The sequence below is a fragment of the Rhodanobacter terrae genome (assembly GCF_042657005.1).
Classification (GTDB): Bacteria; Pseudomonadota; Gammaproteobacteria; order Xanthomonadales; family Rhodanobacteraceae; genus Rhodanobacter; species Rhodanobacter terrae.
The window spans coordinates 60,243-72,707 of the sequence record NZ_JBHSNG010000014.1 but is presented as its reverse complement, the minus strand read 5'-3'; the positions used below and the strand labels follow the sequence as shown (position 1 = coordinate 72,707).

General features: G+C 66.2%; 13 protein-coding genes. 5 read left to right on the top strand and 8 right to left on the bottom strand.

The features are described 5' to 3' along the window. Positions 1-10: 10 nt before the first annotated feature. Positions 11-1,198, bottom strand: coding sequence for an acyltransferase family protein (locus ACFPPB_RS13410; protein ID WP_377327891.1), 1,188 nt, complete (start codon positions 1,196-1,198; stop codon positions 11-13). Positions 1,199-1,339: 141 nt separating this feature from the next. On the opposite strand from ACFPPB_RS13410, the gene ACFPPB_RS13405 reads away from it, so the two are divergent. Beyond that, the gene (locus tag ACFPPB_RS13405; RefSeq protein WP_377327889.1) at positions 1,340-2,170 is read left to right on the top strand and encodes an undecaprenyl-diphosphate phosphatase; all 831 of its coding nucleotides are present in this window, start codon (positions 1,340-1,342) and stop codon (positions 2,168-2,170) included. Between the two features lie 51 nt (positions 2,171-2,221). On the opposite strand, the gene ACFPPB_RS13400 is transcribed toward ACFPPB_RS13405, so the two are convergent. Further along, a complete protein-coding gene (locus ACFPPB_RS13400; protein WP_377327887.1) occupies positions 2,222-3,118 on the bottom strand; it encodes a LysR family transcriptional regulator in 897 nt (298 codons plus the stop codon). Between the two features lie 244 nt (positions 3,119-3,362). Between ACFPPB_RS13400 and ACFPPB_RS13395 the strand changes: the two genes are divergently transcribed. Beyond that, positions 3,363-4,604, top strand: coding sequence for an MFS transporter (locus ACFPPB_RS13395; RefSeq protein ID WP_377327885.1), 1,242 nt, complete (start codon positions 3,363-3,365; stop codon positions 4,602-4,604). Between the two features lie 54 nt (positions 4,605-4,658). Here the strand turns inward: ACFPPB_RS13395 and ACFPPB_RS13390 are convergent, their stop codons facing one another. The 3 genes from ACFPPB_RS13390 to ACFPPB_RS13380 form a co-directional block, all read right to left on the bottom strand. Further along, positions 4,659-4,970 carry a DUF427 domain-containing protein gene (locus tag ACFPPB_RS13390; RefSeq protein ID WP_377327883.1) on the bottom strand — a complete coding sequence of 104 codons (312 nt, stop codon included), beginning with the start codon at positions 4,968-4,970 and terminating at the stop codon, positions 4,659-4,661. Positions 4,971-4,993: 23 nt separating this feature from the next. After that, positions 4,994-5,530: a peptide deformylase gene (def, locus tag ACFPPB_RS13385; protein WP_377327881.1), complete on the bottom strand. Its 537-nt coding sequence runs from the start codon at positions 5,528-5,530 to the stop codon at positions 4,994-4,996. 138 nt (positions 5,531-5,668) lie between these two features. Continuing rightward, complete coding sequence (locus ACFPPB_RS13380; protein WP_377327879.1) at positions 5,669-6,460, bottom strand: DUF4197 domain-containing protein; 792 nt, start codon at positions 6,458-6,460, stop codon at positions 5,669-5,671. Between the two features lie 173 nt (positions 6,461-6,633). Here ACFPPB_RS13380 and ACFPPB_RS13375 point away from each other — a divergent pair, with 173 nt between their 5' ends. The 3 genes from ACFPPB_RS13375 to ACFPPB_RS13365 all read left to right on the top strand — a co-directional run bounded on the left by ACFPPB_RS13375 (position 6,634) and on the right by ACFPPB_RS13365 (position 9,620). Continuing rightward, positions 6,634-8,706: a carbon starvation CstA family protein gene (locus ACFPPB_RS13375; protein WP_377327877.1), complete on the top strand. Its 2,073-nt coding sequence runs from the start codon at positions 6,634-6,636 to the stop codon at positions 8,704-8,706. Positions 8,707-8,716: 10 nt separating this feature from the next. Further along, positions 8,717-8,920: a YbdD/YjiX family protein gene (locus ACFPPB_RS13370; protein ID WP_377327875.1), complete on the top strand. Its 204-nt coding sequence runs from the start codon at positions 8,717-8,719 to the stop codon at positions 8,918-8,920. Positions 8,921-9,131: 211 nt separating this feature from the next. Then, positions 9,132-9,620 (top strand): DUF2127 domain-containing protein, encoded by a 489-nt coding sequence (locus ACFPPB_RS13365; protein ID WP_377327873.1) that lies wholly within the window; start codon positions 9,132-9,134, stop codon positions 9,618-9,620. Positions 9,621-9,812: 192 nt separating this feature from the next. Here ACFPPB_RS13365 and ACFPPB_RS13360 read toward each other — a convergent pair whose 3' ends face one another. From ACFPPB_RS13360 to ACFPPB_RS13350, 3 genes are all read right to left on the bottom strand, one after another. Then, entirely contained in the window at positions 9,813-10,718 is a 906-nt protein-coding gene (locus ACFPPB_RS13360) for a DMT family transporter (protein ID WP_377327871.1), read from the bottom strand. Next, the gene (locus tag ACFPPB_RS13355) at positions 10,715-11,599 is read right to left on the bottom strand and encodes a glycosyltransferase family 2 protein (protein ID WP_377327869.1); all 885 of its coding nucleotides are present in this window, start codon (positions 11,597-11,599) and stop codon (positions 10,715-10,717) included. Before ACFPPB_RS13355 ends, ACFPPB_RS13360 begins: the two co-directional genes overlap by 4 nt. Positions 11,600-11,707: 108 nt before the next feature. After that, complete coding sequence (locus ACFPPB_RS13350; RefSeq protein ID WP_377327868.1) at positions 11,708-12,430, bottom strand: hypothetical protein; 723 nt, start codon at positions 12,428-12,430, stop codon at positions 11,708-11,710. Positions 12,431-12,465: the final 35 nt, after the last annotated feature.

Here is a 12,465-nt window from a genome sequence, read left to right as displayed (position 1 = left end):
CTCGTGCAGCTTACGCCACTGGGAGTTCAACGGTTGTTGGATGGGTTGAACGCGATGCCGTCAACCGGTTGCGCAGCCAGCGCTCGCACGGTGTCGACAGGCAGCGCTCCACCGCGACACCAAGCAGCCAGCACGATGGCAGCGCCAGCAGATACCACGGCAAGCCCCATCGGTAGTCCGCACCGCTGAGCTTGAACAGCCGCACCACCGCGAACACCACGAACATGTGGCTGAGGTAGATCTCGTAGCTCAGACGCCCCCACGAGCGCAGCCAGCCCAGTCCACACATGGGCCGTCCATGACTGCGCGATGGCCGTGGGCTGCTGGCGAGCAGCAGGCACAGTGTCGACACGGTCAGCACCAGCAGGTAGCCGTCTCGCAGCAAATGCCAGATGGCGGCGCCGTCCAGCATCACCGCCGCCAGCCCAAGCGCGCCGAGCCAGCCAAGGAGATTGATCGTGCGGTGCGGCGCCTGCCAGCGCGATGCCAGCAAGGCGCCCAGCACACCGACGGCGATGGCCGCCATCCCCGGCAGATAAGCCTTTTCCTGCCATATCTCGTTGCCGCGCAAGGCGGCATGTGTCCATGGCATCGACAGCGCAAGCAATACCAGCAGCGGCACCAGTAGCCAGAGCCGCCGCGTGAGCAGGCACACCAGCGGAAAGCCGAAGTAGAACACCTCCTCGATCGACAGCGACCACAGTACGTCCCAGTTTCCCGGCAGATAGCCGGTCTGCCCCTCGTACCAGTTCAGATGCAGGCCGAGCGCCGCGATGATCGCGCGCGGCAGCGACTGGCCTGCGCGAGTGATCGTGTAGTCCGGCACCGCCAGCAGATGCAGCAGGCTGAGTACGGCCACCAGCGTCAGCAGACACGGCACGATACGTGCGAAACGCCGCGCATAGAACGCGCGCGTGTCGATCCGCTCCAGGCTGCCCCAGCGGCGCAGCGCGTTGCCTGCGATCAGGAATCCCGAGATCACGAAGAACACGAACACCGCTTCGTAGCCGTTGTAGTTCAGCCGGCTCAGCAACCACGTCGGCAGCACATCGGCCAGCACGGTTTTCTTCAGCGGAATGCGCAGGCCGATATGGTTGAACACCACCAGCACGATCGCCAGCCCGCGCAGCAGGTCGATGCCGGGATGGCGAGGCCCGAGGGCGGCCGCTCCAGCATTCGTTCCGGTCGAAGCCGACATCTGCCCCATGCAATCACCCCATCGCCGTGAATCGCGATAATGGTTGGCATGCCGCGCGCCAGGCAAGCGGCCCGGCCCATCGTGAGAAGCGACCGTCGCGGCAACCGTCATACTTCTTTCTCCCTGTAGGAGGATCGATGCGTGAGCCTTTGGTTTCTGATTTTCCTGAGCGTGCTGCAAGGTGTCACCGAACTTTTCCCCGTCAGCAGTCTCGGCCATACCCTGCTTGTCCCCGCCTTGTTCGGCATGCACATCGACAAGCATGCGCCGCAGCTGCTGCCCTTCCTCGTCGCACTGCATCTGGGTACCGCCCTCGCGCTGCTGTGGTATTTCCGTGCGCGCTGGGCCGCGTTGATCCGGGGCTTCTTCGGCCCGCTTGCCGGGCGTCGCGACGACGACGGCCACATGATGTGGGCACTCATCATCGGCACGATTCCAGCCGGCCTGGTCGGTCTGCTGCTGGAGAAACGGCTCGAACGCCTGTTCCATGACCTGCGGATCGTCGCAATCGCGCTGATCGTCAACGGCGTGCTGCTGTGGCTCGGTGACCGGCTGCAGCGTTCGCGTGTTCACCGCGCGCCGGAAAAGCTCACTTTCCGGCAGGCGTTCCTGGTCGGACTGGCGCAGGTCGGCGCGCTGATTCCAGGCTTTTCGCGTAGCGGCCTGACCATGATCGCGGGCAATGCGGCCGGGCTCACGACGGAAAAGGCCGCCGAATTTTCGTTCCTGCTGGGCACGCCGATCGTCCTCGCTGCCGGCCTGCTCGAGGTGCCCAAGCTCTTCCATGCGCCGGACCAGCTCGCCAACGCACTACTGGGCGGCATGCTGACGACGATCGCCGCGTGGTTGAGCATCCGCTTCCTGATGCACTACTTCGAAGGACGCGGTCGACTGGCGTCGTTCGGGGTCTATTGCATTATTGCCGGAGCGGTATTTCTCGGCTGGTTCATGCTGCACTCGCAACCCGTTTGAGCTTGCTGCCCGGCATGCATGCACCCGCGCCGGCCGCGAACGCTTGCCGCATCAGCCCGGCGGCTCGACCGCCCAGCGCGCCGCGACGAAATCGATGAAAGCCCGCGTGCGTGCGGGCAGCTGTCTGCCGGGTGGCCATACGATGTGCACCGGCAATGCCGGCAACTGCCAGGGTTCCAGCACCTGCTCGAGTCGGCCCTGATCGAGCAGGCTGCGTACCTGCCACAGCGCGGCCACCCCAATGCCCAGTCCGGCCACCACGGCTGCATTGCAGGCTGCCGCATTGTCGGCGCTGAAACGCCCATGCACGTCCACCTGCTGCCGCTTGCCGGCACGCTGGTAGCTCCAGCGCTGCGCCTCGCTGGCGCTACGGCGAACGACACACTCGTGTCGGCGCAGGTCGGCAGGCACGCGCGGCCGGCCATGCATGGCGAAATAGCCCGGCGCTCCAATCGTCACCTGCCGCAACATGCCGAGCTGGCGCGCGTGCAGCCGGCTGTCGGGCAGCTCGCCCAACCGCACCGCCGCATCCAGCTTCTCGCGATGCAGGTCGGCAGGATGGTCGGCCACCACCAGTTCGACGGCCACATCCGGATAGCGCTCCATGAAGGCTGCCACCACCGGCACCAGATGAGGCGCACTGAATTGGGTCGAACCACCGATGCGCAAGCTGCCGTCGATGCGCCCGCCTTGCTCGGCCAGCTCCGATCGCGCGAGATCGATGTCCGCCAGCGCCGTCTTGATCCGCGCATGAAAGGCCAGTCCCGCTGCGCTCGGTTGGGCACGACGGGTGGTGCGCTGGATCAGCTCGACGCCGAGCTCGAGCTCGAGTGACGCCAGCGAACGACTCACCGCCTGCAGCGAGCGATGCAGATGCCGTGCGGCAGCACTGAGGTTGCCCTGCTCCACCACGGCAATGAAGACCCGGTAGTCGTCCAGGCTGGCCATTCCTGATTATCCCTTTGAGTGAGATGATCCATCCATTCTATTGCGTATTCTCTCGTGATCGTTTGCGCCCAAAAATCTCGGAAACAGGTCGCGCCGGCCTGGATTTTCGGAGATGCTCCATGCTCGTCTTGCTTCCCCCAGCCATCAACGGCTATGCAACCGGCTTCGATCCTACGCAGCCGCTGGCCGCCCTGGCTGCGCCCGATGATCGGGAATGGCTCGCCACGTGCCGCGAGGCCGTGCGATGAACATGCCGGTCGAAGCCGCCGCGCCGGTGCCGGTGCGGCTGTTCGCGCTGGCGACCGGCGTGATCGTGGTCGGCTTATACCTGCCGCAGCCACTGGTGGGATTGATCGGCGTCTCGCTGGCGCTGTCGCCGGCGGCGGCCGGCTTGGTCAGCACGTTGATCCTGGCCGGCTACGCAATGGGTTTGTTCCTGCTGGTGCCGTTGTGCGACGTGGTCGAGAACCGTCGGCTGATTCTCGCCACGCTGGCGACCAATGCCGCGGCATTGGCCGTCGCGGCGTGTCCGATCGCGCCGGCGGGGTTTCTCGCCATCAGCTTCGTGGTGGGCCTGACTACCTGTTCGATCCAGATGCTGGTGCCGCTGGCCGCGGCAATGACCGCGGAAGATCAGCGCGGTCGCGTGATCGGCAACATCATGAGCGGACTGCTGCTTGGCGCGATGCTGTCGCGGCCGCTGGCCAGCCTGGTGGCGGAACGCTTCGGCTGGCGTACCTCCTATGCGTTGCTCGCCACCGCCATCGCGTTGCTCGGCGGCCTGCTGGCATTCCGCCTGCCGCGCCGACAGCCGCCGAAAGCGCCCCCTTATCGCGCCCTGGTCGGTTCGATGGCCACGCTGTGGCGCGAGGAACCGATACTGCGCCGCCGAGCGCTCTCCGCCGCATCGAGCTTCGCCGCTTTCAACGCTTTCTGGACCCTGGTCGCGCTGCCGCTGGCCGCGCCGCCGTTCGGGCTCGGTGCCGTCGGCATCGCCGTGTTCGCGCTGGCCAGTGTTAGCGGCGCCATCAGCGCGCCCATCGCCGGTCGGTTCGGCGACGCCGGCAAGACCGCAATCGCCACGCGCGCCGCTCACCTGATCCTCATCGTGGCGATGTTGCTGGCCGGTGTCGCCGGCAGTCCCTGGGCAGCCTCCTTGCTGCCGCGCGCCGCGCTGATCGCCGCAATGGGAGTGGCAGCGATCCTGCTCGACGCCGGCACGGTCGCCGATCAGGCGCTTGGCCGGCATGCCGTGAACCTGCTGCGGGCGGAGGCGCGCGGCCGCATCAACGGGTTGTATACCGGTGTCTTCTTCATCGGTGGCGCGATCGGCTCGGCCGTGGCCGGCCTGGCCTGGGCGAAGGCCGGCTGGATCGGCGTATGCGCAGTCGGCACGCTGGGCGGACTGACCGCACTTGCGCTCGACCTGCGCGACGGCGCGACGATGCGCGTCGCCGACACGGCACCCGTGCAGGCCTGCGATTGATCCATCGCCGGATGCGCAATCCACCGCGCAGGGGAAGGGCGCAGAGGGAAGCCCTCAGTCCGGCTGGATCCGCACGCCACGCCAGAACGCCACGCGATCCTTGATCTGCGCGGCCGCTTCCTTGGGGGCCGCGTAGTACCACGCGGCATCCTTGTTCACCGCATCGCCGACTACCACGTCGCGATAGCTGGCAGTCCCCTTCCAGGGACAGATGGTGTGGTGATCGCTGTCGCGAAAATATTCCCAGCTGATCGAATCAGGCGGAAAGTAGTGGTTGCCCTCGCCGGGCAGGATGCCCCAGTGCCGCGAGCGCATGGATGCGCAGGAGCGGCCGACCACCACGGTGTCGTCGCTATGCGCCAGCACGGCGCCTTGTCATATCGCGCGCATCAGTCGTCTCCGATGTCCTGCCCGGGAAACAGCACGTCGGTATAGCCGAACTTGCTGAAATCGGTAATCCGGCTGGGATACAGCCGGCCGATCAGGTGATCGCATTCGTGCTGCACTACGCGGGCATGGAAGCCTTCGGCGGTACGCTCGATGCGCCCGCCCTGCGGGTCGATGCCTTCGTAGCGGATCAGCGAGTAGCGGCTCACCGCACCGCGCAGGCCGGGCACCGACAGGCAGCCTTCCCAGCCTTCCTCCATGTCCTGCGACAGCGGCGCGATCACCGGGTTGAGCAGGACGGTGCGCGGCACCGCCGGTGCGTCGGGATAACGTTCGTTGCTGTCGAAGCCGAAGATCACCAGCTGCAGGTCGACGCCGATCTGCGGCGCGGCCAGACCGACGCCCTCGGCGTCCTGCATGGTGTCGAACATGTCGGCGATCAGCGCATCCAGTTCCGCGCTGCCCAGCATCGCGGCAGGCACCAGGGGGGCGATGCGCAGCAGGCGCGGATCGCCCATTTTCAGGATTTCGCGAATCATGGGGAGCCTCGTGGCGGAACGCCGTTACCTGTCCAACTGTGGTCGATGCAGTCCCAATGCAAGCGGGGCTGCCTGACAACCTCTGCCGCAAGGCGCCGGGCAAGGCCTCGTGCCGATCTACCGAACCCGCAAGCGGGTTCAGCCGCCGAACACCTTCTTCAGCAGATCGGTGGTGCGAGCGCCGGGATTGTGGCGGATCGACTGTTCCTGGTCGCCGATCTCGGTGAACAAGCCGTCCAGCGTCTTCGCCGTCACGTAGTCGTCCAGATCCAGCGAGCTGCCGCCCTTGCCCGACTTGAGGCCGCCCAGCGAACCCAACACGCCACCCAGCGCACCGCCGCCGTTGCCGGCGGTGAACGCCTTGTATTTCTGAGTGACCCCGACGCTGTCGGTGGCCTGGGCCACGATAGGACGGATCCGCGCGGTCAACGCGTCGCCGGCCACGCGGCGGAAGAAATCGGTAGCCGCGTGATCGCCGCCAGTAAGAATGCCGCGGGCGTCGCTGAGCGTCATCTTGCGGATCGCGTCACCGAAGATCTGTGCGACCTGGGGCACCGCCTTCTCCGCCGCGCGGTTCATGCTCAGCTCGAACGCGTCGACCTTGGCGCCCTGCCCCAGCTGTTTCGCCAGCTTGCCGGCCTGTTCGAGTTTCCCGGGCAGCGGGATGCGCACCTTGCTGTTGTTCCAGAAACCGCCGTCGCGGCCGAGACTGTTGATCGCGTTGGTGGTCCCCTTGGCCAGGGCTTCCTTGAGGCCGGAAGCGATGTCGCTGTCCGGCAGATTGCGGCCCAGCGAGGAGTTCGAACCGTGCGTCGACGCCTTGACCTTGTTCAACAAGTCCTTGAACTGACTCGATCCGGCGGCGATCACCGGCAGTGTGGCCACAGCGAGGGCAAGGCCAAGCAGGCCGCGTCGAACCGGGGTACGCATGGAAAACTCCTTGTAGTCGGCAAGACCGCGAGTGTACCTCCGCCACCAATCGCCGGGAGTCGCCCGCCCGCGCCAGACCATTCGACCAAAGGCTAATGCCGGCAGGCCCGATTTGGCATTGACCCTCGTCGCCGACAGGACGACTCTTGCCGTATTGCCGAGGAGAGCCACTCATGCAAGCAGTCATCCCCAAGCCCAGTCCGGCCAGCAAGATCCTGTGGGTTGCCATCGCCATCGTCGGCGCGTTCTGTCTGGGCGTGGTCGCGCTGCGCCGGGGCGAACCGATCAACGCGATCTGGCTGGTCGCCGCCGCGATTTCGATCTTCGTGATCGGCTACCGCTTCTACGGCAAGTTCATCGAGCACTCGGTGCTGAAGCTGGACCCCAGCCGCGCGCCGCCGTCGGTGCTGCGCAACGACGGTCTCGACTACGTACCCACCGACAAGTGGGTGGTGTTCGGCCACCATTTCGCCGCGATCGCCGGCGCCGGTCCGCTGGTCGGCCCGGTGCTGGCAGCGCAGATGGGCTATCTGCCGGGTACGCTGTGGATCCTGTTCGGCGTGGTGTTCGCGGGTGCGGTGCAGGACTTCATGATTCTCGGGCTTTCGCTGCGCCGCGATGGCCGCTCGCTCGGCCATATGCTGCGTGAGGAGCTGGGACCGACCGCCGGCGTGGTGGCGATGTTCGGCGTGCTGGTGCTGATGATGATCGTGCTGGCGGTGCTGGCGCTGGTCGTGGTCAAGGCGCTCACGCACAGCCCATGGGGCACCTTCACCGTGGCTGCCACGATTCCGATCGCGCTGCTGATGGGCCTGTACCTGCGCGTGTTCCGCCCGGGCCGGATTCTCGAGGTGTCGATCATCGGCCTGGTTCTTCTGCTTGCCTCGATCTGGTTCGGCAAGACCGTGGCCGATTCGGCCACGCTGGCGCCGTTGTTCAATTTCGACGCGAAAGCCCTGGCGTGGCTGCTGATCGCCTATGGCTTCTGCGCGTCGGTGCTGCCGGTATGGCTGCTGCTGGCGCCGCGCGACTACCTGTCCACCTTCCTCAAGATCGGCACCATCGCGCTGCTGGCGCTGGCGATCTTCCTCGCCGCGCCCACCTTGCAGATGCCTGCGGTGACCAAGTTCATCGACGGCACCGGGCCGGTGTTCCAGGGCAACCTGTTCCCGTTCCTGTTCATCACCATCGCCTGCGGCGCGGTGTCCGGCTGGCATTCGATCATCGCCTCCGGCACCACGCCCAAGCTGCTCGCCAACGAGGGCCAGGCGCGCCTGGTCGGCTACGGCGGCATGCTGATGGAGGCGTTCGTGGCGATCATGGCGCTGATCGCCGCCGCTTCGCTGCACCCTGGCGTGTACTTCGCGATGAATTCGCCGGCCGCCATCGTCGGCAGCACGGTGCAGGACGCCGCCACCACGATCAGCCAGTGGGGTTTCGTGGTGACGCCGGACGAATTGCTGCAGACCGCGAAGAACATCGGCGAATCCAGCATCCTCGGCCGCGCCGGCGGCGCACCGACGCTGGCTGTGGGCATGGCGCAGCTGCTGCACAACATCATCCCCGGCGGCGGCATGATGGCGTTCTGGTACCACTACGCGATCCTGTTCGAAGCGCTGTTCATCCTCACCACGGTCGATGCCGGCACCCGCGTGGGCCGTTTCATGATCCAGGAGATTGCCGGGCTGATGTACAAGCCGCTGCAGCAGACCGAGTCGTGGACCGGCAACCTGCTGGCCACCGCGATCTGCGTGGGCTTGTGGGGCTACTTCCTGTACCAGGGCGCGGTCGACCCGCTCGGCGGCATCAACACGTTGTGGCCGCTGTTCGGCATCGCCAACCAGATGCTCGCCGCGATCGCGCTGATGCTGGCCACCGTGGTGGTGGTGAAGCTGAAACGCCAGCGCTACGTGCTGGTACCGGGTATCCCGGCGCTGTGGTTGATCGTGTGTACGCTCACTGCTGGCTGGGAGAAGCTCAGCGGCCCGATCAGCTTCACCGCCGCCGCACAGAAATATGCGCAGGCGATGCAGAACGGCAAGCTGCTGGCACCGGCCAAGACGCCGGCCGCGATGCAGCAGATCGTCACCAACAACTACGTCGACATGGCGCTGACCGGACTGTTCATGTTGCTGGTCGTGGCGATGGTCGGCTTCTCGCTGCGCGCACTGATCCGCGCATGGCAAACCAATCGCCCGACCGCGCATGAAGAACCGTACGTGGCGCTGAGCAGTGTCGCCAGCTGAGGAAGCCGCCATGAACAGGCCGATGCAGGCGCTTGAATCGAGCTGGAAGTGGGCGGTGCAAACCGCCCGCCTCTGCTGCGGCGTACCCGATTACGATGCCTACGTGAAGCATCTGCGCGAGCATCACCCGGAACGCGAGGTGCCCAGCTACGAGGAGTTCTTCCGCGAGCGGCAGGAGGCGCGCTACAAGGGCACCGGCGGGCGCTGCTGCTGAATTTCGTGGGCGCGGTGCTGTGGGGAGTGGTGCCGTGGGAGCGGCTTCAGCCGCGATGCTTTTGAACTTTCCCGGTCAAATGTCGAAAAGCATCGCGGCTGAAGCCGCTCCCACGAAAAGGCTGTCGGGCACGGGGTTCCATGCCAATGCGCACTGGCCATTCCCGCTCAGGCTGAGACAATAGACGGATTGCCTATCCCGTTTCCGAATCATGCCCCCCAGCAAGAACGCCTCGCCTCTCGCCGCATCGGCCGCGCACCACCCCGGCCTGCGCGTCATTGCGATCTACGAGATCATCAAGACCTTGTGCCTGCTGCTGGTGGCGGCTGCCGCGTTTCATCTGGATCGCCAGCAGAACTTCGAACAGCTGGTGCACTGGCTGGGACATCTGTCGCTGGCCGACAGCAATGGCCTGCGCTGGAAGCTGGTCGATCTTCTGCAGGAGATGGGCCCCAGCAAGTTCGTCGCGATCGGCATCGTGGCACTGTCCTATGCGGCGATCTTCGGCGTCGAGGGCATCGGCCTGTGGCTGGGCAAGCGCTGGGCGGAATGGTTCACGGTGATCGCCACCGGCTCGCTGATCCCGCTGGAGCTGTACGAAACGCTGTACCACTTCGGCTGGCTCAAGCTGGCCACCCTGGTCGGCAACGTGGCGATTATCGTCTATCTGGCGCGCATCGCGCTGCAGCCGAGGGAGTAGTACGCAAATCGCGTCGGTCAGTTTTCGGCAATACATCACCACGATTTCAGCGTGTAATCAGAGCAATAGCGTTTCGTCCTCCGCAGGAGGGCGAAACGCTATTGCTCTTCAATGTTTGACGCAGGTCCACACGCGTCACTGGAAGAATTTCCGATCCTTCGGTGCGATGATCGACCCGATCCAACCGCCTCCTCACACCTCGTGATGCACCGCCTCCGCCGGCAACGTGACCGCCTCACCCTTCGGCGGCAGCAGTTCGACCAGATACATCGCCGCCAGAATAAGCCCGCCACCGACCAGCATGCGCCAGCTCAGCACGTCGCTGCCCAGCGCCACCGCGAACGCGGCGGCGAACACCGGCTCGGTCGTCATCACGATGGCCGCGCGGGCCGCCGGCAGGTGCGACTGCGCCCAGGTCTGCATCAGCATCGCGCCGGCGCCGGCGATCAGCGCCATGTACAACACGGCGAACCAGGCGCTGCGATCGGGCGGCAGCACCGGTCCCTGCGGCGCAGTGGCGAGCAGGCAGACCACGGCGATCGCCACCATCTGCACCGCCGACATGCCGAACGCCTCGCCCTGCCGCGACCATTGGCCCAGCCCGACGATGTGCAGCGCATACAGCGCCGCGGAAGCCAGCGTCAGCCATACGCCGAGATCCACCGAGACGCCGTCGAGCGACAACAGCGCCAGCCCGGCCGTGGACAGAAGCACCGCAACCCACACCACGCCGGCCATGCGCTGGCGCAACAGCAGCATCGCCAGGATCGGCGTAAACACCACATACATGCCGGTGGTGAAACCGCTGACGCTGGGTGCGATCAAGGACAGTCCCCAGGTCTGCAGCAACTGCCCCGCCCCATAGACCACGCCGAGCAGCAGGCCGCGCACGACTTGCCTGCGTCCGAGCCGCCACACCGGCCGTGCGAACAGCGCCAGCATCGCCAGCGCGGCGATGGCGAAACGCACCGCCAGGAAATCCGCCACCGGCATGCGCGCGACCACGTCCTTGATCAGCACGAAGGTCGAACCCCATACCGCGGTCATCGCCAGCAGACCGAGCGTCGCCAGCACGGTGATCCGTCGCGAGGTACTCATCGACGCAGCAACCGCCACACCTGCCCGGGAATCTGCAGCAGGAAGTGCGTCCAGATGCCCAGCCACACCGCCGCAGCCACCAGCGGGTTGCGCGCGGCCGGATCGTGCCTGCGGAACCAGCGCCACATGCCCCGATGCTTGAAGCGGCTGACGAATACCGGACGATGCCGGCTGGAACTGCCCTTGCCGTGCAGTACGCGGACATCGCCGGCCAGCAGTACCTGATAACCGAGGTCGCGCACGCGACGGCACAGGTCCAGATCCTCGCAGTGCAGGAAATAATCTTCGTCGAAACCGCCCAGGCGCTGGAACATCGCGCGCGGCAACAGCATCACCGCGCCGGACACCGCCTCCGCCTCGATCACCTCGGCCGGGATCTCCTGCTCCACATTGACCTTCTCGCCGGGGCGGCCGAACACGCTGTTGAGCGAACGCTGCAGCAGCGGATCGCGCCGCCACGATGCGGGGTCGGGACGGCCATCGGCATCGCATACCACCGCACCGATCAGGCCGGCCTTCGGATGGCCCGCCTGCACGGCCAGCAATCGGCCCAGTTCGTCGTCGCGCAGCATGCAGTCGGGGTTGAGTATCAACAGCGCATGGCCATGGGCCTGCTTTGCGGCCAGGTTCACCGCCGGGCCGAATCCGAGGTTGCGGTGGTTGTAAATCACCTTGAGCCGGTGATCGTGTTCGTGCGCACGCTCGATCGCCTGCGGCATGCCGTCACGCGAGGCGTTGTCGACCAGGATCAGCTCCAGCGACAACGGGCTGACCAGCACGCTGCGCACGCATTCGCGCAAGGCCGGGCCGCTGTCGGCGGATACCACGATCACGCTGAGCGCCAGCGAAAACGGCGATCGATGATTGGCCGAAGTATCCACCGTGCAATTATGCGCGGAGTTGCATGAAGGGAAAACCGGCTGCCGCGAAATAATCACGATGACCGCCCGTCACGATCGTCGATGATCGTGACGGGCGACGGTTCGCGCTCAGTCTTCGTCATCCCGGCCCAGCACATCCGGCAGCGCCAGCGGCATGTCGCCCTCGCGTCGGCTCAGCCACGGTTGCTCGCGATACCAGCCGCACAATTGCCAGCCGCGCAGGCGATGCCGATGATGGCCTTCGCGATCCCACAACGCGACGCCGCGACCGCTGGGCATGCGCGCCGCGAACCAGCGTCCCGCCGGACTGAATGCCGCCTGCGGACCGACGCCGCCGATTCCGCTGCCGTCCGAGAACAGAAAGGCGCCGTCACGATATTCCACACGGTGGGCGGATGGATCGGTCAGCCCTTCATCGGCCGATTGCCAGGCCGGCGGCTGCAGCTCGATGATTTCCGCGGCCGGCCCGATCGGCGCCATCGCCAGCTCGGGCCATTCGGCGGAAGGTGCGGCGGCCGGATCGCGACGCCAGCTCCCATCTCGCCGGCTCCGATCCAGCCATGCCTCCAGTCCGGCCAGCAACGTGTAGCCGGCCAGCGCACCGAGCGAGGCCGCGCCCCACGCGAACGCATCGCCGCCCAAGGCACGCAGCGATGCGAACAGCACGCCCGCCAGCCCCCAGCGCAGTCCGCGCCGTATCATCGTGGCATGCTCGCCGGCCAGTCGATGCTGCAGCAACAGCACCGCAGCGGCCAGCGCGAACAGCAACGGCAGGCCCAGCCACCACGGCAACAGCCCGAGCGACACGGCCCAGGCCAGCGCAGGGAGCACGACGTTCCAACCAGGCCAGCGCGAAGCGACCATGG